At 62.8% G+C, this 21263-nt stretch carries 25 protein-coding genes and 1 pseudogene; 22 read left to right on the forward strand and 4 right to left on the reverse strand.

The window, feature by feature from the left end; translation table 11 throughout:
- The first annotated feature begins 2 nt into the window (after nucleotides 1-2).
- The 15 genes and pseudogenes from E3U25_RS24695 to E3U25_RS24760 all read left to right on the forward strand — a co-directional run bounded on the left by E3U25_RS24695 (nucleotide 3) and on the right by E3U25_RS24760 (nucleotide 13527).
- A complete protein-coding gene (locus tag E3U25_RS24695) occupies nucleotides 3-422 on the forward strand; it encodes a thioredoxin domain-containing protein (protein ID WP_011749371.1) in 420 nt (139 codons plus the stop codon).
- A gap of 12 nt (nucleotides 423-434) precedes the next feature.
- Nucleotides 435-1268 (forward strand): hydrogenase expression/formation protein, encoded by an 834-nt coding sequence (locus tag E3U25_RS24700; protein ID WP_011749372.1) that lies wholly within the window; start codon nucleotides 435-437, stop codon nucleotides 1266-1268.
- The gene (gene hybE, locus E3U25_RS24705; protein ID WP_011749373.1) at nucleotides 1265-2116 is read left to right on the forward strand and encodes a [NiFe]-hydrogenase assembly chaperone HybE; all 852 of its coding nucleotides are present in this window, start codon (nucleotides 1265-1267) and stop codon (nucleotides 2114-2116) included. The genes E3U25_RS24700 and hybE overlap by 4 nt, the downstream gene beginning before the upstream one ends.
- Complete coding sequence (locus E3U25_RS24710) at nucleotides 2113-3015, forward strand: hypothetical protein (protein WP_011749374.1); 903 nt, start codon at nucleotides 2113-2115, stop codon at nucleotides 3013-3015. Before hybE ends, E3U25_RS24710 begins: the two co-directional genes overlap by 4 nt.
- Nucleotides 3008-3349, forward strand: coding sequence for a hydrogenase maturation nickel metallochaperone HypA (gene hypA / locus E3U25_RS24715; RefSeq protein ID WP_011749375.1), 342 nt, complete (start codon nucleotides 3008-3010; stop codon nucleotides 3347-3349). Before E3U25_RS24710 ends, hypA begins: the two co-directional genes overlap by 8 nt.
- Nucleotides 3349-4269, forward strand: coding sequence for a hydrogenase nickel incorporation protein HypB (gene hypB / locus E3U25_RS24720; RefSeq protein ID WP_011749376.1), 921 nt, complete (start codon nucleotides 3349-3351; stop codon nucleotides 4267-4269). The genes hypA and hypB overlap by 1 nt, the downstream gene beginning before the upstream one ends.
- Before the next feature lie 3 nt (nucleotides 4270-4272).
- On the forward strand, nucleotides 4273-5754 hold the full coding sequence (locus E3U25_RS24725; protein WP_072464230.1) for a sigma-54-dependent transcriptional regulator: 1482 nt from the start codon (nucleotides 4273-4275) through the stop codon (nucleotides 5752-5754).
- 2 nt (nucleotides 5755-5756) lie between these two features.
- Nucleotides 5757-6041: a HypC/HybG/HupF family hydrogenase formation chaperone gene (gene hypC / locus E3U25_RS24730; protein ID WP_011749378.1), complete on the forward strand. Its 285-nt coding sequence runs from the start codon at nucleotides 5757-5759 to the stop codon at nucleotides 6039-6041.
- Nucleotides 6038-7174, forward strand: a complete 1137-nt coding sequence (gene hypD, locus E3U25_RS24735; protein WP_072464231.1) for a hydrogenase formation protein HypD — start codon at nucleotides 6038-6040, stop codon at nucleotides 7172-7174. Before hypC ends, hypD begins: the two co-directional genes overlap by 4 nt.
- A gap of 15 nt (nucleotides 7175-7189) precedes the next feature.
- Nucleotides 7190-8245 (forward strand): hydrogenase expression/formation protein HypE, encoded by a 1056-nt coding sequence (hypE, locus tag E3U25_RS24740; protein ID WP_072464232.1) that lies wholly within the window; start codon nucleotides 7190-7192, stop codon nucleotides 8243-8245.
- Nucleotides 8246-8280: 35 nt separating this feature from the next.
- A pseudogene (locus E3U25_RS24745) lies at nucleotides 8281-8811 on the forward strand (IS5 family transposase); the annotation flags it as partial.
- A 392-nt stretch (nucleotides 8812-9203) separates the two neighbouring features.
- The gene (locus E3U25_RS24750) at nucleotides 9204-11162 is read left to right on the forward strand and encodes a methyltransferase domain-containing protein (protein ID WP_072464423.1); all 1959 of its coding nucleotides are present in this window, start codon (nucleotides 9204-9206) and stop codon (nucleotides 11160-11162) included.
- Complete coding sequence (locus tag E3U25_RS24755; RefSeq protein WP_072464424.1) at nucleotides 11162-11839, forward strand: AzlC family ABC transporter permease; 678 nt, start codon at nucleotides 11162-11164, stop codon at nucleotides 11837-11839. The genes E3U25_RS24750 and E3U25_RS24755 overlap by 1 nt, the downstream gene beginning before the upstream one ends.
- A gap of 2 nt (nucleotides 11840-11841) precedes the next feature.
- A complete protein-coding gene (locus E3U25_RS25100) occupies nucleotides 11842-12153 on the forward strand; it encodes an AzlD domain-containing protein (RefSeq protein WP_370362711.1) in 312 nt (103 codons plus the stop codon).
- Between the two features lie 369 nt (nucleotides 12154-12522).
- Nucleotides 12523-13527: a LysR family transcriptional regulator gene (locus E3U25_RS24760; RefSeq protein ID WP_116222481.1), complete on the forward strand. Its 1005-nt coding sequence runs from the start codon at nucleotides 12523-12525 to the stop codon at nucleotides 13525-13527.
- A gap of 64 nt (nucleotides 13528-13591) precedes the next feature.
- On the opposite strand, the gene E3U25_RS24765 is transcribed toward E3U25_RS24760, so the two are convergent.
- Entirely contained in the window at nucleotides 13592-14215 is a 624-nt protein-coding gene (locus tag E3U25_RS24765) for a LysE family translocator (RefSeq protein ID WP_244295263.1), read from the reverse strand.
- The gene (locus tag E3U25_RS24770; RefSeq protein WP_072464403.1) at nucleotides 14212-14811 is read right to left on the reverse strand and encodes a TetR/AcrR family transcriptional regulator; all 600 of its coding nucleotides are present in this window, start codon (nucleotides 14809-14811) and stop codon (nucleotides 14212-14214) included. Before E3U25_RS24770 ends, E3U25_RS24765 begins: the two co-directional genes overlap by 4 nt.
- Before the next feature lie 148 nt (nucleotides 14812-14959).
- On the opposite strand from E3U25_RS24770, the gene E3U25_RS24775 reads away from it, so the two are divergent.
- Both E3U25_RS24775 and E3U25_RS24780 read left to right on the forward strand, forming a co-directional pair.
- On the forward strand, nucleotides 14960-15322 hold the full coding sequence (locus tag E3U25_RS24775; protein ID WP_072464404.1) for a DoxX family protein: 363 nt from the start codon (nucleotides 14960-14962) through the stop codon (nucleotides 15320-15322).
- Nucleotides 15323-15344: 22 nt separating this feature from the next.
- Nucleotides 15345-15803 (forward strand): MFS transporter, encoded by a 459-nt coding sequence (locus E3U25_RS24780; protein WP_083539362.1) that lies wholly within the window; start codon nucleotides 15345-15347, stop codon nucleotides 15801-15803.
- Between the two features lie 384 nt (nucleotides 15804-16187).
- Here E3U25_RS24780 and E3U25_RS24785 read toward each other — a convergent pair whose 3' ends face one another.
- Nucleotides 16188-16559: a thermonuclease family protein gene (locus E3U25_RS24785; RefSeq protein WP_139294174.1), complete on the reverse strand. Its 372-nt coding sequence runs from the start codon at nucleotides 16557-16559 to the stop codon at nucleotides 16188-16190.
- A gap of 214 nt (nucleotides 16560-16773) precedes the next feature.
- Between E3U25_RS24785 and E3U25_RS24790 the strand changes: the two genes are divergently transcribed.
- The 5 genes from E3U25_RS24790 to E3U25_RS24810 all read left to right on the forward strand — a co-directional run bounded on the left by E3U25_RS24790 (nucleotide 16774) and on the right by E3U25_RS24810 (nucleotide 19872).
- A complete protein-coding gene (locus E3U25_RS24790) occupies nucleotides 16774-17091 on the forward strand; it encodes an H-NS histone family protein (RefSeq protein WP_072464405.1) in 318 nt (105 codons plus the stop codon).
- 15 nt (nucleotides 17092-17106) lie between these two features.
- Complete coding sequence (locus E3U25_RS24795) at nucleotides 17107-17715, forward strand: plasmid pRiA4b ORF-3 family protein (protein WP_072464406.1); 609 nt, start codon at nucleotides 17107-17109, stop codon at nucleotides 17713-17715.
- A gap of 180 nt (nucleotides 17716-17895) precedes the next feature.
- Complete coding sequence (locus E3U25_RS24800; protein ID WP_072464407.1) at nucleotides 17896-18342, forward strand: hypothetical protein; 447 nt, start codon at nucleotides 17896-17898, stop codon at nucleotides 18340-18342.
- Nucleotides 18326-19459, forward strand: a complete 1134-nt coding sequence (locus E3U25_RS24805) for an STING domain-containing protein (RefSeq protein ID WP_116222482.1) — start codon at nucleotides 18326-18328, stop codon at nucleotides 19457-19459. Before E3U25_RS24800 ends, E3U25_RS24805 begins: the two co-directional genes overlap by 17 nt.
- Entirely contained in the window at nucleotides 19456-19872 is a 417-nt protein-coding gene (locus tag E3U25_RS24810) for a hypothetical protein (RefSeq protein WP_072464409.1), read from the forward strand. The genes E3U25_RS24805 and E3U25_RS24810 overlap by 4 nt, the downstream gene beginning before the upstream one ends.
- A 208-nt stretch (nucleotides 19873-20080) precedes the next feature.
- Here the strand turns inward: E3U25_RS24810 and E3U25_RS24815 are convergent.
- Nucleotides 20081-21168, reverse strand: a protein-coding gene (locus tag E3U25_RS24815) for an IS3-like element ISPbe1 family transposase (protein WP_076611590.1) whose coding sequence is annotated in 2 segments (ribosomal slippage) — nucleotides 20081-20913 and nucleotides 20913-21168 — 1089 coding nt in all. Because the reading frame shifts where the segments join, the coding sequence is not laid out codon by codon here.
- Nucleotides 21169-21263 lie beyond the last annotated feature (95 nt).

Consider the following 21263-nt stretch of genomic DNA (forward strand, 5'->3'; position numbering starts at 1 on the left):
CCATGCATGACCATTCCCACGACATTCTGCACAGCCCCGGCGGGGGCGCCCTGCACCCGCTGCTGGCGCGGCTGGAGGCCGAATTCGGCTGGCCACGCCTGCATTCGCTGCATGACGTCGCAGAGTTTACCGCCAGCCCCGGTCTGCATTGCCTGTTCGTTCCGGGCGACCCCGCCCGCAATCTGGAGACGGTGGACGCGGCGGTGATCCTGCCGGAACTGCGCATGGCCTTTCAGAACGCCTTTGATTGCGCCGTGGTGGGTGACGCCATCGAAGCAACGGTCCGCGAAACCCACAGGGCACTGAAAACGCCGGGATTTCTGTTCTTCCGCGATGGCTCCTATCTCGGCTCGATCGAGAAGATCCGCGACTGGGACGATTACATCGCCCGCACCAGCCACATCCTCTCGCTGCCGGGTTGAAAGGCAAAGACAATGGCCCAGAATTTTCACCTGCCCCCTGTTGGTTTCGGCCCCGGATCGCAGCCCGACGATGGCGAGGGGCTGGAGTGGCTGCCGCTGCCCTCCGGGATGCGCACCTATGACATGCATCTGCCCGAGGTCGGGAATGTCGCGTCTCTGGCGCCCGCGCTGGCGATGCTGGCCGAGATCGCCGCGGCCTGCGATCGTGTGGCCCAGGGGGCGGCGCCGGTGTCGTTCGATCTGTCCGCGCTGGATGCGGCCAACCGGGCGCTGATGGCGGAAACGCTGGGTCAGGGCGAGGTGTCGCTGCGCGCGCGGGGCGTGCCGGCGGTGGCCGTGCAGGAAAGCGTCTTTGCCGGGGTCTGGGTGCTGAAGGCCGAGGGGATCGACCGGGTCGAGGTCGCGCCCGTGCCGCAGCTTGCCCTGACGCGGGCGTTCCATGCGCAGCGCCCGGCGATCGGGGCCCTGGCCCCGCGCGCGCCGGGGGTGGTGAACGCCCCTGCCTTGCTGGCTGAACTGATGGACAAATCCCTGTCCTGGCGTGGCCCCGGTGATCTGCATGTGGTGAACCTGACCCTGATTCCGCATACCGAAGAGGATCTGCTCTGGCTCGATCAGGCTCTGGGCGAGGGGTCGGTGACCATCCTGTCGCGCGGCTATGGCAATTGCCGCATCACCGCGACCGCGCAGGATCGTCTGTGGCGGGTGCAGTTCTTCAACTCGATGGATGTGCTGATCCTCGATACCTTCGAGGTGACCGCCATGCCCGAGGTGGTGCTGGCCGCGCCCGAGGATCTGGCGGACAGCGCGGGCCGCATTCGTGAAGTGCTGGGGGCGATCCGATGAGCGTCGAGACCGCACGGGGCGGGTTCGAGGGGTCTTATCTGGGCGCCAATGACCGGATCAGCCCGCAGGCGATCATGGAATGCAAGATCTGCTGGACCAGCTATGACCCGGCCGAGGGGGATGAATACCGGCAGGTTCTGCCCGGCACGCCGTTCGCGGCCTTGCCCGCCGACTGGAAATGTCCCGGCTGCGACGCGCCGAAGCAACAGTTCATCGTGCGCGAGGATCCCGGCTCTGACGAGATGCGGATCGCGGCCGAGATCGAGCGGCGCTGCGCCCGGCTGGTCGCCGACTTCCGCGAGGTCTTCAACGCAAAGATGCGCGACGTGCCGATCATCAATCAGGCGCTGCATGTCGAGGCGATGGCCTTTCGTCCCTGGCAGGGCGGCTTTCTGGGGGTGCTGATCGCGCCCTGGTTCATGAACCTGATCTGGCTGCCGGGCGAGGATCAGGACTGGTCGGCCCTGAAGGCGGGCGAGAAAGAGGTGGTCGCCTTTCCCTCGGGCGAATATGAATTCATCCATAACAGCCGCGAGATGACCGGCCCTTACAAGGCCTGTTCGCTGTTCTCGCCGATGGCGGATTTCACCAGCCAGTTGCAGGCCGTCGAGGTCGCGCGCGCGGTGATGGTCGAGCTGTTCAAACCCGAAAACCGCGACGGGACCGACCGCGCCGCCGAGATTCGCGCCGCCCGCGAGGCCGAGCTTGCGCCGCCGTCCGAGGCCGGACCGGCATCGGATGCACCGATCCCCAATCCGCGCCCCACGCGCCGGGCGCTGCTGACCGGCGGGCTGGCCGCTGCTCCGGCAGAGGGCGACGATCCGGAGATATCCGGGGGCGTGGAATGATCTCTGCCTCCGTCAGCTTTCGCCTTTTGCCCCGCGACGGAGGGCTTGCCCTTGCGCCGGGGGCGCAGGCGGGGCTGGCGGTGGATGCGCTGATGACGGGGCGCAGGGTGGATGAGGTCAGGCAGATGCTGCCCGCCCTGTTCGGCCTGTGCCGGTCCGTGCAGGAATGGGCTATGGCGCTGGCGCTTGGGCTGCCGCTGCCGCCTCTGGACGATCTGCGCCGCGACATGATCCGCGACCATCTGGCCAGGCTGTGCCTGCATCTGCCGCCGCAGCTTGGGCTAGCGCCCCTGGCGTTGCCGCAGGGCTGGCAGGCGGGGGGGCGCGCGCTGCGGGTGGCGCTTTTCGGGCAGGATGGCCTGCCCGGACCCGGTGATCTGGCCGCATGGAGCGCGGGCCCCGCGCCGCTTGCGCGCCTTGTCGCGGCGGTTCAGGGGCATTTCGCGCCGGGCGAGGCGGTCAGCGATCTGCCGGCGATGACGGATCCGTTCGGCGACGGCCTTGTCGAGAACAGCCTTGCCACACGCCATGCCGGACATCCGCTGCTGATGGCGGTGCGGGGCGCATATGGTCACGGGCCTCTGGTGCATCTGCTGGCCCGGCTGGTCGATCTCGACGCCCTGTCGCGCGGGGCTTTCCCGCCGCCCCGCCGGATGGCACAAGGGGCGGCGCTGGTGCCCTGTTCGCGTGGCTTCTGCGCGCTTGAACTGCGCGCGGCCGGCGGCATCGTGACCCGCTTTTCGCGCCGTACGCCCACCGATCACCTGCTGATGTCGGGCGGGCTGCTGGCGGCCAGCCTTGCGACACTTCCGCCAGACAAGGCTGATCGGGCGCCTTTGCTTGCCATGATCCTTGATCCCTGTATCCCTCTGCATCTGGAGGCCGGACCCCATGCATGAGATGTCGCTTTGCGAAGGGATCCGCGGCATTGTCGAGGATCAGGCCCGCCGCCACGGTTTTTCCCGCGTGACCCGGATGCGGCTGGAAATCGGGCGCTTTGCCGGGGTGGAAAAGGCCGCGCTGAGCTTTGCCTTTGACGTGGTCATGCGCGGCAGCCCGGCCGAGGGCGCGGTCCTGGAAATGATCGACCTGCCGGGCCGGGCAATGTGTTTCGACTGTGCCGAACAGGTGGAATTGGACGACCGCCTGTCGCCCTGTCCCCTTTGTGGCGGTGGCAGGCTGATGCCCGAGACGGGGGACGAAATGCGGATCAGGGATATGGAGGTGATCTGATGTGTGGGATTTGCGGTTGCGGCAGCACGGTGACGGTGGACGGGCGCGAGATCAGCCATGACGAGGCGCACCGGCTGGGCCTGGCCCATGAGCACGCGCAGGATCACAGCCATGGCCATGGGCACAGCCATGCCGCGAATGGTCACGCGCATGACCATGGTTCCGGCGATCACCACCACCATCATCACGACCATGCGCCGGGCCATGGTCACCATCACGACTACGGCGCGGGCGCGGCGGGTCTGTCGGTGCCGGGCCTGACCCAGCAGCGGCTGATCGAGGTCGAGACCTCGCTTCTGGCCCGCAATGACGGGTTGGCTGCGGGCAACCGGCGGGTACTTTCGGCGCTGCGAGCCTTTGCGGTCAACCTTGTCTCATCGCCCGGTTCTGGCAAGACCACGTTGCTGTGCCGGACCATCTCGATGCTGGAAGGCCAACCGCTGGCGGTGATCGAGGGCGACCAGCAGACCGAGAACGATGCCGACCGGATCCGCGCCACCGGCGCGCGGGCGGTGCAGGTCAATACCGGCAAGGGCTGCCATCTGGATGCGCAGATGGTGGGCGGTGCGATGGATGCGCTGCGGCTGGAACCGGCCTCGCTGCTGTTCATCGAAAATGTCGGCAATCTGGTCTGCCCCGCGGCTTTTGATCTGGGCGAGGATGCCAAGGTCGCGATCCTGTCGGTGACCGAGGGTGAAGACAAGCCCTTGAAATACCCGGATATGTTTACGGCCGCAAGGCTTGCCATCCTGAACAAGATCGACCTTGCCCCCCATTGCGATGCCGATCCCGAGGTCTATGAGGCCAACCTGCGGCGGGTGAACCCCGGCATAGACATCCTGCGCCTTTCGGCCCGCACCGGCGAGGGGATGCAGGCCTGGATCGACTGGCTGCGTGCCGGTCTGGCGACAAAGTCCTGAGCCATGCCCACGCCGCGCCCCTTTGTCCTGCTGGTGGATGACGAGCCGCATTCGCTTTCGGCGATGCGCATGGCGCTTGAGGATGAGTTTGAAATCCTGACCGCCCCGGATGCCGCCGCCGCCGCCCGGCTGATGGAAGAGGAATGGGTGCAGGTAGTGGTCTGCGACCAGCGGATGCCCGGCCAGACCGGGGTGGAGTTCCTGACCGGGCTGCGCGAGCGCTGGCCGGAAACGGTGCGGCTTCTGATAACCGGCTATACCGATCCCTCGGCCATCGTCGATGCGATCAATCTTGCCGGCATCCATCAGTTCATCGCCAAGCCCTGGCATCCCGACCAGTTGCTGATGGCGGTGCGCAATGCGGCGCAGCTTTTCCATCTTGCGCGCGAGAATGAACGTCTGGCGCTGGAGATGCGCCGGCTTGCCTCGACCTCCGAAACCCGGCTGGAAAAGCGCCGGCGGGCGTTGCGTCAGGGGCAGGGCTTCGACAGCGTGCTGCGTGCGCCCAACTCGCCCATGAACGCCACGGTTGATGCGGCGCGGCATTATGCGGCCTTCGATGTGCCGGTGCTGCTGACGGGCGAGCAGGGCACCGGCAAGGAGCAGCTTGCGCAGGCGACGCATCTGGCCTCGCTGAGGGCGGACCGGCCCTTTTACGCGCTGGATCTGACCGGAATGCCCGATGAGCTGGTCATGGTCGAGCTGCTGGGCGCGCGGCGCGGGGCGGTGGCCGGGGGAACCAGCCGGATCGGCCTGATTCAAAAGGCGGATCGCGGGACGCTGTATCTGTCGGGGATCGAGACCATCACGCCCGAATTGCAGCTTGTGCTTTTGCGCATCCTGTCCGGGCGCGGCTTCACGCCGGTCGGCGGGCAAGAGACGCTGACCAGCAATCTGCGCCTGATCGCCGGCGCCGGCACGGATTTGGCGGCTCTGGTCACCGAAGGGCGTTTTCGCGCCGACCTCTATTACGCTCTGGCGGTGGCCGAAATTGCGGTGCCGCCCCTGCGCGCTCGGCGCGGCGATATCGCCATGCTGGCCCAGCACATGCTGGCCGAGCTGGCGGCCCGTCATGGCAAGCTGGTGCATGGTTTTGACGGGCCCGCGCTGGAATTTCTGGAAAGTTACGACTGGCCCGGCAATCTGCGCGAATTGTCGAACGAGATCACCCGGATGCTGATCCTTGCGCAAGACAGCGTTCTGGGCGCCGATCTGATCTCTCGCCCGATCCTGCAGGGTCCGCCGGGTGAGGATGGCGCCGGCCGTCTGACCCAGGCGGTGCTTGCCGGCGTCGGCAGCCTGAAAGAGCGGGTCGAACTGATCGAAATGCGTATCCTGCGCGAGACGCTGACCCGCCATCGCTGGAACAAAAGCCGCGCGGCGGCCGAGCTGGGTGTGTCGCGGGTGGGCCTGCGCGCCAAGCTGGACCGCTATGGCGTCAAGGACCCGGCCGAGCGTCAGGCCACCCCGGAAGAGGAGGAATAGCCATGTGTCTGGGAATTCCCGGTCGCATCATCGCCATGACCGATCCCGCGCGGATGATGGCCATGGCCGAGGTCTCGGGCGTGCGCCGCGAGGTCAATATCGCCTGCGTGGCCGAGGGGCCGCCCGAGGGGCTGATCGGCCGCTGGGTGCTGATCCATGTCGGTTTCGCCATGAGCCTGATCGACGAGGACGAGGCGGCGCGCACGCTGGCCGCGCTGCATGAACTGGGCGAGGCGCAAGAGGCGCTTGAACAGATGGCCGAAGCCGACCGGGAGATGGCACGATGAAATTCGCTTCGGAATTCCGCGATCCCAAGGCGGCGCGCGCGCTGCTGGCCGCGATTGCCCGCCGCGCCGAGCAGATCGGCGCCAGCCGCGAAAAGCCGGTGCATATCATGGAGATCTGCGGCGGCCACACCCATTCGATCTTTCGCTATGGTCTGGACAAGCTGGTGCATGAAGGCGTGGAATTCATCCACGGCCCCGGCTGTCCGGTTTGCGTTCTGCCGCGTGCGCGGATCGACGAATCCATCCAGATTGCCAGGCGTCCGGGCGTCATCTTCACCACCTTTGGCGATGCGATGCGGGTGCCGGGCCGGTCGCAATCGCTGTTGCAGGCGCGGGCGGCGGGGGCGGATGTCCGCATGGTCTATTCGCCGCTGGATGCCCTGGCTCTGGCCCGGAAATACCCCGAACGCGACGTGGTGTTCTTTGGTCTGGGCTTCGAGACGACGACCCCTTCGACCGCGCTGGCCATCCAGCAGGCCGCGCGGGAGGGGTTGGGCAATTTCAGCGTCTTCTGCAACCATATCACCGTGCCCGAACCCATCCACGCCCTGCTGAAGGATCCGCATATGGTGCTGGACGGGTTCATCGGGCCGGGTCATGTCTCGATGGTCATCGGCGTGCATCCCTATGATTTCATTGCCCGGGACTTCCAGAAACCGCTTGTCGTCGCAGGGTTCGAGCCGACCGATCTTCTGCAATCGGTGCTGATGGTGCTGGACCAGATCGCCGAGGGGCGCGCCGAGGTCGAAAACCAATATGCCCGCGTGGTCCCCGAGGAGGGCAATCCGGTCAGTCTGGCCGCCATTGCCGATGTTTATGAACGGCGCCCCAGCTTTGAATGGCGCGGTCTGGGTGAGATAGACGCCAGCGGATTGCGCATCCGCCCGAAATACGCAGCCTTCGACGCCGAGGAAAAATTCGGCATCGGCTATGCGGTGGCGCGCAACCCGGCGCCGGAACCCGAGGGCTGCGCCTGTGGCGCGGTCATGACGGGGCGGCTCAAACCGACGGCCTGCCCGCATTTCGGCAAGGGCTGCACGCCGGACATGCCGCTGGGGGCGCTGATGGTCAGCTCGGAAGGGGCTTGCGCGGCCTATTGGCAATATGGCGGCGCGCGGGTCGCGGCGGAATAGGGGGCGGGCCAGACCATGAACGCAATTGCTTTCGGAGTGCTGCGCGACAGCCATGTGACCCTGTCGCATGGCGGTGGCGGCAAGGCGATGGCCGATCTGATCGAGACCGTCTTTTTTCCCGCCTTCGGCCCCGGTTCGGGCGAAGATCAGGCGCGGCTGACGGCGGATGCGCTGTGTGAACCCGGCGCGCGGCTGGCCTTGACCACCGACAGCTTCGTGGTCACGCCGCTGGAATTTCCCGGCGGCGATATCGGCAAGCTGGCGGTCTGCGGCACGGTGAACGATCTGGCCGTCGGCGGGGCACGACCGCTGTGGCTGTCGGCGGCGTTCATTATCGAGGAAGGCTGCGAGATCGCGCTGTTGCAGCGCGTGGTCGCCTCGATGGCGCGTGAGGCGGCGCTGGCCGGGGTGCGGATCGTGACCGGCGACACCAAGGTCGTCGGGCGCGGATCGGCGGACGGGCTGTTCGTCACCACCTCGGGCGTCGGCGTGATCCCGGCGGGGCGCGATCTGGCTGCGGCGCGGATCAGGCCGGGCGATGTCGTGCTGGTCAATGGCGTGCTGGGCGATCATGGCGCGGCCATTCTGGCGGCGCGCGGCGATCTGGCGCTGTCGACGGATCTGGTCTCGGACTGTCAGGGGCTTGGGCATCTGATGGAGGCGGTGCTGGCCGTCGCCCCCGGCACCCGCGCCGCTCGCGATGCGACCCGCGGGGGGCTTGCCGCGGCGCTGAATGAAATGGCGCTGGCGGCAGGGTGCGGCATCGAGATCAGGGAAGAGGCGCTGCCCTTGCGCCCCGAGGTGCGCGGGGTCTGCGAAATTCTTGGCCTTGATCCGCTCTATCTTGCCAATGAGGGAACCCTGGTCCTGTTCGTGCCCGAGGCCGAGGCTGAGGCCGCGCTGACTGCGATGCGTTCCCGCCCCGAAGGGCAGGGCGCCGCAATCATCGGCCGCGCCGTCGCCGCATCCGAGGGGGGCGCCCATACGGCCCGTGTGCAGATGGTGACCTCCTTCGGCGGGTGCCGCATCGTCGACCGCCTCGTGGGCGAACAACTGCCGCGGATCTGCTGAAACGGACCCTTGCCGCCCTTGCGCGACCTCGGCAGCCCGAGGGCTGGTCCGACAAGCCGGCCAAGCGATCGCAGAAGGACGTGGATGCCCGCTGGACCAAGAAGCACGGGAAATCCCACTACGGCTACAAGAACCATGTCAACGTGGACCGCCAGCACAAGCTGGTGCGGCGTTACCATGTCAGCGATGCGGCCCTGCATGACAGCCAGGCAGTGGATCATCTGCTGATGAAGGGCAACACCGGCGCAGGGGTCTGGGCTGATCCGGCGTATCGGTCCGCAGAGATGGAGGCGAGGCTCCGCGCATCCAGGCTGAAGAGCCACGTCCACCGCAAGGGCAAGCGGGGCAAGCCACTGACCGAACAAGGCATGGCCAGCAACCGGACGAAATCCACCGTGCGTGCCCGGGTCGAGCATGTCTTCGGCGCGCAGACCAACGACATGGGCGGCACGCTGGTGCGCACCATTGGCTTGATGAGGGCGAAGGCCAAGATCGGGATGAAGAACCTCGCCTACAACATGCGTCGCCTCGTCCAGCTGCGCAGTCTGAACCCCTGCCCGGCGTGATCCGGGCGTGGACGTCAGGCCGAGAGGGCCGAAGCACGCCGTGACCGGGCGGAACGGCGGCTGATCACGCCCCCGAACATCCTGACAAGCCGTTCTCGGCAGGTTTCAGGCAGCGAGGCAGGCCTCGATCAGCGGGAAGCGGTGAAAAATCGAGGTGCCCTACAGATACCGGACAGCCTGTCCATATCCGGGGATATCCCCCGGCAGTCACGCCATAGGGATATTCTGCATCACCTGTCCGTGAAGGGGCGGAGGCGCGGGGTCGTAAGAGTTTTCTGTGCTCGTGGTCGCGGCCAGAGAAAACGTCCGACCAGACGAGATTGCTGGGGTTCCATCATAGAAGATTTTCCGCTATAATGGAAAAGTGATGATGGTCGCAAGGTCGCGAGGCAATGACGTTTAATCCTTCCTTATCGAGTGCGCTCGGAAGCAAGCTTTCACAACTTCGTCGCAAACGGGGTCTGACCCTTGATGGCCTGGCCGAACTCAGTCTGGTCAGCCGCGCAGCAATTTCAGCGCTCGAACAGGGTAATGGTAACCCACGTGTGCAAACCCTCTGGAATCTCGCTGATGCACTGGGGGTTAATTTCAGCACGTTGCTTGATGACTCCACCGACACAATTGTTTCCGATGAAGACGGAATCAGAGTTCGTCTGCTCGAACGGCAAACCTCCCCCAAGATGGTGGAAGTCTTCCTGATGGAGCTTCCTCCAGGTGGGGCTCGTTATGCGAAAGCTCATCCCAGGGATGTTCGCGAGCACATCGTCGTGCTGGCAGGAGAAATGCGGGCAGGTCCCAGCGAAGCTCCCAGCCTTCTGAGGTCGGGTCAGTCAATTTCGTTCGCAGCCGACACGCCCCATCTGTATGCCGGAGGCGAGAGCCCGTCGAGGGCTATCGTCACGGTAGTCTATCCGGAGCCGAGCTACGCATCTGGCCCTGATCGCGATCTGGCATGGCCCGGAAATGCGGGAGAATGGGATGCGGTTTCAGCCCTGCTCGCGCGCGCCGCAATCGAGGTGCAGAACGGCCTTGAAGTCAACGTGACCACGTTCGGACCGCCGGTTCCCGAGGCAAAGCGAGCGCATCGCGAGCTTGCTAAAGTCGTCGAAGGGCTTTTTCCATCACCGGTAATCCGACGGTTTGTGACCTGCGAACTTGGCCCTTCCGTTGTGTCGCTCTACCGGCCTGCCCAAATGTCGCATCTCGGCGCGTGTCCGCCCACTTTTTCGAGTAATCTTGCAAGGAGATGCTGGGGTTATGCAGAAAGCGCGCTGGAACCTGCCTCCGCTTCCCGGGTCGAGGAGTGGAGCAAGCTGTCGCTACAGCCGGGACCGATCGTTGAGACCTCATTGCTGGCCGAACTATGCACTCGTGCCGGTCGCGCAACCGTACCTTACGGGGTTGGCAGTTCGTTACATGAAAAGACTGTCAGGGCAGATGCGTCTCAAAGGCTTTTTGAAGCCCGTATCGATGTAGATGCATATGAAAGCTATGAACTGGTCCACCCTGCCTATGCACGGCAAACGCTGGCGGTTGCGGCCCAGCTGCCAGCCGAAACAGAGCAGGCCGGACCTCGGATACTTGACATAGGGACAGGCCCCGGACTGCCGTTAGCTATGTTGCTGGAATTGCGGCCTGATATTCGTGCCGTGGCCGTCGATCCGAGCGACGTTGCGTTCGGCCACTTGTCGAGGCGATTTTCTGGGAATGGCAATGTTGAGATAATTCACGGCTCCGTCACGGAGTTAGGTGAGCCGGAAAAGCCGTTCGATTGCGCGGTTTCCATCGGAGCATCGCATCACCTCGATACGGCCGCGTTTCTGTGTGCTATCCGAGATCAATTGAAATCAGGCGCACGTTTAATCGTTGCCGATGAAATGATTGCGCCTTACAACACGCTCGAGCAGCGTCAGTGCCGATTACTCAGGCATCACCTTTGGTACGTGCTGGATACGCTGGTCAGCCTGCCAAGCGATGCCGATTCCGCCGATGTACGCACGGCCGAGCGGCTAGCGACGGTTCTTCCGCTTGCGTCAGCTTTCGCCCACAAGGGTAATCACGATGCAGCAATGCGCCTGACCCGTGACGTCTATGAGGAGGTCAGCGAGTTGAAGCGGCCTGTGGTCCCCTCGACCCCGCTCGCTGTATTTTCACGTTTCCATCTGCTTGAGTTGCAGGCCCTGATTGCCGGACTGGATTACGAGGTCGAGCAGAAAACCCATCCCGGCCGTTTCATCGCGCTGGCAAATGCCTGCGGTCTGGATCTGGCACACCACCAGAGAATATATGCCACCGATGGCGACGGACATCTGGATGGTGGGACGCATCTTTTCGTATTCGAGGCCCGCTAATGTCTTCGATTTCCTCTTTTCTCAATGGCGTTGGTGCGGCGTTGCCGATAGCAGCTGCCTATGTGCCGGTGGCATTCACACTGGGCGCCGCGTCATCCCAGCTGGGATTTGCGCCCGTAGAGAGTGCATTGTGGTCTTTGGTGATGTTCTCAGGAGCGAATCAAGCGCTTCTGCTGAGTTCTCTGGTAGCAGGGACCCCGCTTGTTCTAGTCGCCTTCTTATGTGCAATTGCCAGCTTCAGGCACATTCTCTACGGAATTGTGCTGGCGGACCGCGTACCAGAGGGATCAGCCGTCAGGTTCCTGTTCGGCTATGGACTGACAGATGAAGTATTTGCTACTGCAGTCGGCACGGATCGCGATTCATCCCGAAAACTGGCGGTTAACTGGCTTATTGGTCTGGCACTGACCGCACTTGTAGTCTGGGTGATCGGCACAGGAGTGGGGAGTGCCGTTGGCGACGCGCTTGAGGCTGCCTCGCCGAAGGTCCAAGGTGCCCTGAACTTTGCTCTTCCTGCCCTGTTTCTTGCGCTTGTTTGGTCAATGGCAAGTCGCAGCACCCTGGTCCGAATGATGATGGCAAGTGCCATTGCCATTGGCTTCGTCAGCTTCGGCCACCCGCAGTTGGCGATCCCGGCTGGCGCTGTTGCGGCCCTTTTTCCGGTGCGTTCCCAATGATTATGGAATTGTGGGTCGCCATCATGGCAATCGGGGTTTGCACGGGCGCAACCCGCATCGCACCATTGTTTTTTGCTGGACGCAGGAAAGAAAATGACGTCCGGCGTCCAGCGTGGCTGAATTCCCTAGGCCCGTGTTTGCTCGCTGCTATGGCCGTCGTGGTTATCCTGCCTGCAGTTCAGTCTTCGGTGCGAGAAGAATCGATAACGCCCACTGCCATATCCTTTGCAGTTGTGGCGGCAGTTATGATTATTCGCCGTGACCCCGGACTGGCGACAATCGGAGGGATGCTCGCATATTTCCTGCTAAGTTAGACCTATGCACCGCCTTCAGATTGTCCGGCACAAGTGTCACGCTGACTTGCGGATCAAATCCAGTAGCAATTTCAGTGCGCTAGCTTTCGTTTATGGGAATCGGACTCGACGAGCTGGATTAAAAGACCGACCTGATGCTCAAGCATCATGGCGGAGGCGACCCTTATCGTGCTGATGCCGGCTCTGGAGCAGAGGACGCATGCGCTCTTGGCGTGTGGTGTCTGATGACGGTCAGGCCTTCCTGATGCACTGGTGTTTTCGGTGGGTGAAATCAGCGGCGCAGGTCGTTGGAGATCGGCCCGGCGCGCTGGCCAGTCCAACGGCTGATTGTGGAGATAGCAGACGGCCTCTTCAAAGGGGGGGGAACCGATGGAGCAGGAATATCAAGGCAGGTTGAAATCTCGTGTCAACAATCCCCCGTCATGGGAGCGCCCGGTTCAATGGCCGGAAACCGGTCTGCCCTTTGATCTCCGGGCGGTCCGTTATGTCCTGGCCGCCGCGGAGCTGCTCAGCTTCAGCGAGGTGGCGCTGGCCCTCGATATCAAGGTCTCCACCGTCAGCCGCAGCATCCGGGATCTGGAGGACAGCATCGGGGTTTCCCTGTTCGAGCGCACGACCATGGGCGTGCGCCTGACCGATGCCGGGTCGCGCTTTCTCGACGATATCCTGCCGGCGATCTTCCAGATCGAGAACGCCATTCATCATGCCGGCTCCGCCGGCCGGGTCGAGGAGGGCGTCGTTCGCATCGGCATCCTGACCACGCTCGCCGGAGGTTTTCTGCGCGACCTGATTGCGCGCTACCGGCAGGAATTCGACGGCGTACAGCTGCAGATCCGCGATGGTGGTCGCCGCGAACATCTGCGCGCCATCCGGGCGCGCGATCTCGATATCGCCTTTTTCACCGGCAACGGCGCCATCGAGGACTGCGACCTGCTGGAACTCTGGCAGGAGCGGGTACATGTGGCGATCCCTGCTGCCCATCCGCTGGCCCGCGAGCCCGAGCTTGACTGGCCGCAGCTGAAAGGCGAACGGTTCATTGTGCCCTCGCAGGAGCCCGGTCCGGAAGTTCACGATTACATCATCCGCCGGATCGCCGATTACAGCACCTATCCGGATATCGGCTTCCGGCCGGTGCTGCTGGAGACGCTGATGCATCTGGTGGCGATGGGCGAGGGGATTACCCTGGTGTCGGAAGGCTGGACCCATATGGTCTGTCCCGCCCTCGTTATGCGCCCCCTGACCGCTCCGGAAGATATCGTGCCGATGTCTGCGGTCTGGTCGCCGCAGAACGACAATCCGGCCATGCGGAGGTTCATCAGTTTCGCGCAATCATTCCGGCGGCAATGGCGAAGAGCCGTTGCGGCTGGAGGGTGAGGTCATGGAAATCTTGGGCCGTTCATGGGGCATTGCTCCTTATGTCAAGCCATCTCCTGCCCGCTTATGTCATGAAGACCGGCCATAGGGATGCCACGAGCAGGGTGGCCATGATGAGGTTGAAGGCGCGCAGCCGTCTGGGGTCGGTCAGGAACCGGCGCAGGCCGGTGCCGAAGCCTGCCCAGATGCCGACGCAGGGCGCGTTGATTGCGGCCATCAGCACCGCCACGCCGGTCACCGCGGCCCATGAAGGGTGCGGCGGCAGATAGGTTGCGACCGCGCCAAGTGCCATCACCCAGGCTTTGGGATTGACCCATTGAAAGGCCGCCGCGCCAAGAAAGCCAAGCGGCCGGGCAGTTGTCCCTTCGGGTGCATCCGGGGCGCCGGCGCGGGCAATTTTCCACGCGAGATACAGAAGATAAGCCCCGCCGATCCAGCGCAGGACGGTATTCAGCTCCGGCCAGCGTTCGAACACCGTGCCAAGCCCCAGCCCCATGATGGCGACCATCGCCCCGAAGCCGAGGCTGATCCCGGCAATATGCGGCAGCGTCCGGCGGATGCCGAAATTCACCCCCGAGGCCAGCACCATCATATTGTTCGGCCCCGGCGTGACCGAGGTCACGATCGTATAGAGACCCAGGGCCAGCAGGGTCGGGGCGGCGGCCATGGTCGGCATGTCCGGTGTCATGATTGCGGCCTCAGGAAACGGCTGACCATGGTGGTGATCAGCTTGCGGCTTTCCCCGAAGTCAAGCCCATCAGTCATCAAGGGCAGCATGGGAGCCGCGTCCAGCACCGCGACCAGAACCGCGCTGGTATGGCGGGGATCGAGGCTTGGGTCGACCTCGCCACGCGCCTGACCGGCGGCCAGAGCGGCGGTCAGCAGATCGCCGATACCGTCGGTATTGTCCTTCAGAATGGTATGGATGCGCGGGTTGCGCCCTGCCTCGGCCAGAAGTTCGAACAGGATGCGGCAATGGGACAGGTCGTCCCAGCCCGACATGCTCCAAAGCTCTGACAGCAGCACGGTCGCGGTCGGCGTTTCCTGGCTATGGCCGCCGAAATGACCGTGCAGCGCGGCAAGGTAATCGTCGGCCATCTGCTCGATGATCGCCTCCTTGCTGGGGAAATAATGGTAAAGGTGACCGGGGCTTATCCCCGCCTCCTTGCAGATCATCGAGATCGAGGCGCCCTGAAGCCCATGGCGCAGGAAACAGCGATGCGCGGCGGCGAGGATCTCCTGCCGTTTTCCCTTGTGCTGTTCGGGGTCGATCTTGCGTGCCATAAGGCGCCTCCGGTTTAATAGTGCGGACGCTCTATTTATCTCTTGACCGCCCGGCCAAGATGATAGAGTGATGCCTCTATCTATTGTGCCGCCACCGCCCGGTCCAGCACAAAGCAGGGGGGCAGCGGCCATCTTTCCGCGAGGTATCATGGACAAACCGATCCATCTGCTGACACAGGGGCTGGCGCTGCTGCTGGCCGCGTTCTTCCTGTTTGGGGCCTGGGGAAATCTGTTTCTCTCGCCCGAAAACGAGGCCGCCTATGCCGCCTGGGGCTATCCGGGCTGGTTTCACTATGTGACCGCACTTTGCGAACTGGTTGCGGCCATCCTGCTCGCGCGCACCGCGACCCGCCCCTATGGCGCGGGGCTTGGAGCGGCGGTGATGGCGGCGGCGCTGCTGACGACCCTGATCCACGGCGATTACGGCCATTCCGCAGCACCCGCCGTGGTGCTGGCGGTCGCGCTCGTCGTGTTTGCCATTTCGCTGACCCACAGGCCCGCCACGGCCTGAACCTTACCCCGGAGTCCCCTTCATGAGCCCGAATTTCCACCCGGCCGATGTGGCCGGTTCTGCAAGCATGCCTGATGATCCGCGTGACGGCTGGTCCGATCTGCTGTCCGGCCGGCATCTGGCCATCGTCACCGTCATGGCCAGCGGCATCCTGCTTTATGCGATGAACCTTTACTTCACCGCGGCGCTGATGCCCTTGATCGTCGCGGATATCGGCGGGCAGGCCTATTATGCCTGGGTCACCACCGGCTTCGTCATCGCGGCCATCGTGGCCTCGCTGTTTGTCAGCCGGTTGCTTGACAGCAGGGGGCCGGCCAGCGCCTATCTGATTGCCTTCGTCACCTTCGCGCTTGGCGCTGCCGGCAATGCCATCAGCCCGACGATGGAGATCCTGATCGCCGGACGGATCGTTCAGGGCCTGGGCGGGGGGCTGCTGGCCGGGCTTGGCTATGCGGTGATTGGAACCCGCCAGCCTCCGTGAAACATGATTTCCGGCCCCCGCCGGTTGCACCAGAGGCATAACCCGGTCCCTGCGATCAGTCCCCGGCAACCCGGACCGGCGATGTAGCCGCCGGACAGATAACCGGCATGGAGAAGAAGAGGTGATCATACTGACCAGCCCGGCATCACCTGCAGCATGGCAGCAGGCAGAACCATAAGCAGGACGACATTCTGCGCCCGGCAGGCTGTCCCGCCTCTGGCGAGCTACATTCCGGCCAGCCCGGTGCGGTGCTCCTTCAATGTGGCTGGAACCTGGACCTGGGCAAGACCGCAGAAGGTGATGGGTTCACGCTCGGCCTGTTGCCGGGATTTGCATCCGCGCAGCCGATCCGGCGATGCCTTCTGCGCTACGAGCACGGACAGGTTACCAGAACCTGCCGCAATAGCGCTCCCGGATCATGACCGGGGCGAGATCCTGACCGTCCGGCAGCCGGCAGCTTCCGATATGCCGGTCGTGGCTGCTGGGGCCGTTCAGGGCGCAGGTCAGGGTGAGGGTCTGGTTGGAAACCAGTTCGCGCGTCCGGGCCGTGGCGGTCTGCCCCTCACGGGTGTTGCGCTCGACGCAATCGAGCGAGCCGAAGCGGATCGGTATGCCAGCCACCTCGATCGTGTCGCCATCGCGGATATGCGTCACCGGCCCCTCGACGGTTTCCATCGCGGTAAGGCCGGGCAAGTGCCCGAGATATTCGGGAAAGCGTTCGATGACGAAGAACCCGAGGCTCAACGCGGCTGCCATCGCGCCGAAGACCCTGCCCGGTGAAACCCAGTTGGTCCGGGCGGAGCCGCCTGTTCTGGCCCGGTTCCGCGATGTCCGGTATCGGCGAGGAGGTTGTCTTCTGCTCATGGGGCGGGGTCTATCCGGCCCTGCCGGTCTGCACCACGTCTGATGCCTGCAATTGCCCCGATAGCCAGTCTGCATTAAACCTGTGGCATAACAACGGGGGATACCGATGACCGATATCGATCTGACCGCCTTGTCGCTTGCCGAATTGAAGCAGCTGGAAAAGAACGTCGCCAAAGCGATTTCCAGCTTCGAGGACCGCCAGAAGGCCGAGGCATTTGCAAAAGTGAACGCGCTCGCCAATGAACTTGGCTTCCCTCTGACCGATCTGGTGGGCTTTGCCCCGGCGCGGAAACGGTCCGAGTCTGTCGCCAAATACCGCCACCCGGAAAACCCGGAGATCACCTGGTCGGGTCGAGGCCGCAAACCGGCATGGATCGCAGATGCACTCGTCGCCGGGAAAACCCTTGAGGACTTCGCGATCTGATCGGAGAAGTGCGGTTTGTCCCAGCTTTACAACGCCGTTCGCCTGCACGTGTCACTTGCGGAAATCGAGCCGCCGATCTGGCGGCGGCTCGTCGTTCCGGCCGAGTGGACGCTGGATAAACTGCACCTTGTTCTCCAGGCTGCCTTCAGCTGGACCGACAGCCATCTGCATGAGTTCCGCATCGGCGGGTTGCGCTATGGCGACCTCGACTTGCTCGATGACGGATATGGCGGGCCGAGAGTCTTCGACTACACCGAGGTCCGGCTGGCGGATTTTGTCGGGCGAGATGCCGCCTTCACCTATCTCTACGACTTCGGTGACGACTGGCACCATGTCATCAGGATCGAGGAATGGCTGTCGCTCGATCCGGTGCCCTGCCATGCCGAATCCCTCGAAGGCGCTCGTGCCCGGCCACCAGAAGACGTCGGCGGTCCGTGGTCATATGGCGATTTCCTGGAAGCGATCCGCGATCCCGAACACGATGATCACAAGGCGAACCTCCGCTGGGCGGGTGGGCATTTCGACCCAGAATGGTTCGATCTCAATCTCATCAACAAGGATCTGCGCAACACGTTCCGTGCCAATGTACGACGGCGCCTGCACCAGCCGAAGCCAGTGGTGTAGCGCGATGTGGTCAACGGTGCGGTGGTTGCATTTTCTGACGATACGGGCGGAAAGCCGGCTGACGGCGGTGCGACATGGCAGACGCTGCGATGGGGCGAAGCGGGCCGACGCTGCGAAATGTATGGAGGTTCGTTTCTAATGGCTATTGATTATTGCGCAGCAAAGCAAAGGGGGTAGCTGGTGGCCGGCGAACGTATTAAGCATCTCGAGTTCATTACCCAAGCCATCGGCCGTATGGCCCAGAACTCCTTCGTCGCGCGCGGATGGTGCGTCACGGTCACGAGCGCGCTGTTGGCGATCGCCATCGAGCGCTCGGAGGCGCGGCTCGTATTTCCAGCTGTACTTGCGATCGCCGTCTTCGCAGCGATCGATGTCTTCTATCTTCGGCAGGAGAAACGCTTTCGGGAACTGTACGATACGGTCCGCGAGACGGGTGACGAGCAGATTAGTTTTGCGATGTCGCCGCCGCCGGACTGTGTACCCCTACGCGATGCCGCGTTTTCACCGATTATTATGCTGCTGTACGGGGGTATGCTGTCGGTCGCGCTGGTCGCGGCCGTCGTGATCGGGACGGCTGACTACCCGAACGAATCTATCGAGGCACTGGCCAATGATCCGAACACTTAAGCTCTTTGTCGTCGGGCCACACGATGAAGCACGTTACAACCTCATCCGCGAGTACATCAAGCGCGTTGTCAACGAGCGGGCTGATGCGGACGAAATCAAACTGTCGGTGACCGTCCCAACCGACAACACTCGCTCGGACGACTTCAACGACTGGATTTTTGGGCAGATCGACAGCTGCGACCTTCTGGTGGCCGATCTGACCGGCTTCAACCCGAACGTCATTTATGAAGTCGCCTTCGCCCACACCCTCGGCTTGCCTTGTGCGTATCTGCGCTTTGACGAACCGTCCATCGGACAGCTTGATGAGACCGAGCAGGACAAAATCGAGCACTATTTCAAACTCAGCCTCATACCGCGCGTCACGGTTGAAGAACTGAGCAGCGGTCAGAGCACGGGCTTCAACAAGCAACTCGGCGCGGTTCTTTCAGGATCGCCGGCAATAGGTGAGACGATCCTATCAAACTATTATCGAGGTGTTGCCCCGATCGATGCTGAGTTCGTCAGGGGCCTTGCGGAAGGGTATTATCGCAACTTCCTCGGTCCCGTCCTTACCTGCGAGCTTCCTGAAGAATATTCACTTTATCGACTGCGTATTTTGATACCCGACACTTTCGAACTTCCTGATTCGGATGTTCGTCGGGCAGCAAGCAGCGAACTCGGGAAAGGGCGAACCGATCTGACTTCGAACTCCCTTGGACGGCAACTTGGGGTATCCCACGCAAATAAGCCCACCACGCCAAACTGGTTCAAGAGAATAGTTCTTGGTCAGAAACTTCGAAGCAGACCTGAAGTCGAGTATTTTTTCGACATTCCGACAACCCTTCTTACAATCACGAAAAGCTTCAAGTACCGCAAAGTTATGCAAGCCCCATATTTCTCTGACGTTGATCGAGATCGCATGACTGATCGCCTTGCACGGCGTTTTGTAGCAGTGTTGTGGGAGCTTATCTTCGAGAATCGCGACCAGGTTGAATGGCCGCTAGATCAATTCGACATTGTCTGGTTGAGCAAAGTAATCGGGCCGTGGTCGGACAACGAGGCGCTGATGAATACTGACCCGCTAAAGCGACCGAATGCGATCCCTGCGGCACCTCCCAGGAACGGGGAACAAACATGACCGGTTTCGCATGGACTTACCAACCAAGCGGCTTGGGCCTGCGCCAGGACGAGTTCTCGATCCAAGGCAGCTTTCGAGATGATCCGCATTTCTATCTGCGCCGCGATTACAGGGAACCACGGGTCCTGACGGACTTCAACTTCGGAGCTCTGGGCGACGAACAGATATGCACGCTACTTGCGGAGTTCCTTTCGAAGAGTGGGGGATTGCAGCCTCCGACGGTAGCCGTCACCGACATCGCTCGTCAAGGCGACGAAAAGCATATCGTTGTCGCACGCTATGACCGTACCGTAGAAGCCCTCAAGAACGCGATTATCGCGATGGGCTTCGACGTACAGAATGCGCAGCTCGACCAGAAACACGGGCGCTTCAATGCGATCGTCCAGCTCACTGAGCGGGCAAATGACCGGTAAGCGTCGCTGCACCGGCTACCCGAACTCGTATGGGGAGGGCGCGGCGACCGCTCATAAATCGGAACTGTTGCGCCTAGAACCTAGCATGAATGAAGATGCTCGCCTACCCCAACACTGAGGGCTTGTGCTGCGTAGGGGTGTGGACAGAGTGGCTTGGAACGGGTGATCGGGTAATCCCCCCATTTTTAGCGGGGTGCATCCGTAGAATTCACGCGGCCATCTTCAGTTTCTGTGCGGGTGTGATGCCGCCGATGCCCATGTTCGGGCGGTCGTTGTTGTAAGTCCAGAGCCATTGCGTGGCGAAGTCCTGAGCCTCCTCGATGGTTTCGATGATGTATTGATCGAGCCATTCATGCCGTACGGTGCGGTTGTAGCGCTCGATATAGGCGTTCTGCTGGGGCTGTCCGGGTTGGATGTGCTGGATGGTGATCTTCCGCTTTTCGGCCCATTCCATCAGCTTGCCGCTGATGTATTCCGGGCCATTGTCGACCCGAATGGTGCCGGGTTTGCCGCGCCATTCAATGATCCTGTCGAGGCTTCTGATGACCCTTTCCGCTGGCAGTGAAAAGTCGACCTCGATGCCCAAGCCCTCCCGGTTGAAGTCGTCCAGCACGTTCAACAGCCGGAACTGGCGGCCATCCCCCAGACGATCGGCCATGAAGTCCATGGACCAGGTCAGGTTCGGCGCATCCGGCACGGCCAGAGCCTCGGGCTTCTCACGCTTCAGCCGTTTGCGGGGCTTGATCCGCAGGTTCAGTTCCAGCGCGCAATAGATGCGATAGACACGTTTGTGGTTCCATGGATGCCCCTTCACGTTGCGCAAATGCAGGAAACACAGGCCAAACCCCCAGGTCTTGCGGGCGTCCGTCAGCCCGACCAGCAGATCGGCGATCTCCTCGTTCTCGTCCTTCAGCTTCGGGCTGTAGCGATAACAGGTCTCGCTCACCCCGAAGGCCCGGCAAGCCAGCGCAATGCTGACCCCGTGTCGCGCCACCGCTTTCTCGGCCATCTCGCGGCGTTGAGATGGCCGCGTCATTTTTTTCCGAGAGCCTCCTTCAGCAAATCGGCCTGCATGCTGAGATCAGCGTACATCCGCTTCAGCCGCCGGTTCTCCTCTTCCATAGCCTTCATCTGGCTGATCAGGGACGCGTCCATGCCCCCATACTTCGCCCGCCACTTGTAAAACGACGCGCTGCTCATGCCATGCTCGCGGCACAGCTCGGCCACCGGCATCCCGCCTTCGGCCTGACGCAGGATCGAAAGGATCTGCGCTTCAGTGTATCTGCTTGTCTTCATTCAGAATCTCCTCGTTCATCTTGCCGAGAAAATTCTACTTATGCAGCCCCTTACTTTCGGGGAGGATTACCATCGCAGCTTCGAGCGGTACCTGC

This window comes from Paracoccus versutus (assembly GCF_029909795.1).
In the GTDB taxonomy this organism is placed as follows: Bacteria; Pseudomonadota; Alphaproteobacteria; order Rhodobacterales; family Rhodobacteraceae; genus Paracoccus; species Paracoccus versutus.

Bases quoted from the DNA above. Each gene is read 5' to 3' on its own strand.
- E3U25_RS24790 (WP_072464405.1), top strand. From the start codon at position 16,774: ATGACCGATATCGATCTGACCGCCTTGTCGCTTGCCGAATTGAAGCAG.
- E3U25_RS24805 (WP_116222482.1), top strand. From the start codon at position 18,326: ATGATCCGAACACTTAAGCTCTTTGTCGTCGGGCCACACGATGAAGCA.
- E3U25_RS24710 (WP_011749374.1), top strand. From the start codon at position 2,113: ATGATCTCTGCCTCCGTCAGCTTTCGCCTTTTGCCCCGCGACGGAGGG.
- hybE (WP_011749373.1), top strand. From the start codon at position 1,265: ATGAGCGTCGAGACCGCACGGGGCGGGTTCGAGGGGTCTTATCTGGGC.
- E3U25_RS24725 (WP_072464230.1), top strand. From the start codon at position 4,273: ATGCCCACGCCGCGCCCCTTTGTCCTGCTGGTGGATGACGAGCCGCAT.
- E3U25_RS24765 (WP_244295263.1), bottom strand. From the start codon at position 14,215: ATGACACCGGACATGCCGACCATGGCCGCCGCCCCGACCCTGCTGGCC.
- hypB (WP_011749376.1), top strand. From the start codon at position 3,349: ATGTGTGGGATTTGCGGTTGCGGCAGCACGGTGACGGTGGACGGGCGC.
- E3U25_RS24785 (WP_139294174.1), bottom strand. From the start codon at position 16,559: ATGGCAGCCGCGTTGAGCCTCGGGTTCTTCGTCATCGAACGCTTTCCC.
- E3U25_RS24750 (WP_072464423.1), top strand. From the start codon at position 9,204: ATGACGTTTAATCCTTCCTTATCGAGTGCGCTCGGAAGCAAGCTTTCA.
- hypE (WP_072464232.1), top strand. From the start codon at position 7,190: ATGAACGCAATTGCTTTCGGAGTGCTGCGCGACAGCCATGTGACCCTG.
- E3U25_RS24760 (WP_116222481.1), top strand. From the start codon at position 12,523: ATGGAGCAGGAATATCAAGGCAGGTTGAAATCTCGTGTCAACAATCCC.
- E3U25_RS25100 (WP_370362711.1), top strand. From the start codon at position 11,842: ATGGAATTGTGGGTCGCCATCATGGCAATCGGGGTTTGCACGGGCGCA.
- hypA (WP_011749375.1), top strand. From the start codon at position 3,008: ATGCATGAGATGTCGCTTTGCGAAGGGATCCGCGGCATTGTCGAGGAT.
- E3U25_RS24810 (WP_072464409.1), top strand. From the start codon at position 19,456: ATGACCGGTTTCGCATGGACTTACCAACCAAGCGGCTTGGGCCTGCGC.
- E3U25_RS24775 (WP_072464404.1), top strand. From the start codon at position 14,960: ATGGACAAACCGATCCATCTGCTGACACAGGGGCTGGCGCTGCTGCTG.
- hypD (WP_072464231.1), top strand. From the start codon at position 6,038: ATGAAATTCGCTTCGGAATTCCGCGATCCCAAGGCGGCGCGCGCGCTG.
- E3U25_RS24700 (WP_011749372.1), top strand. From the start codon at position 435: ATGGCCCAGAATTTTCACCTGCCCCCTGTTGGTTTCGGCCCCGGATCG.
- E3U25_RS24780 (WP_083539362.1), top strand. From the start codon at position 15,345: ATGAGCCCGAATTTCCACCCGGCCGATGTGGCCGGTTCTGCAAGCATG.
- E3U25_RS24770 (WP_072464403.1), bottom strand. From the start codon at position 14,811: ATGGCACGCAAGATCGACCCCGAACAGCACAAGGGAAAACGGCAGGAG.
- E3U25_RS24755 (WP_072464424.1), top strand. From the start codon at position 11,162: ATGTCTTCGATTTCCTCTTTTCTCAATGGCGTTGGTGCGGCGTTGCCG.
- E3U25_RS24695 (WP_011749371.1), top strand. From the start codon at position 3: ATGCATGACCATTCCCACGACATTCTGCACAGCCCCGGCGGGGGCGCC.
- hypC (WP_011749378.1), top strand. From the start codon at position 5,757: ATGTGTCTGGGAATTCCCGGTCGCATCATCGCCATGACCGATCCCGCG.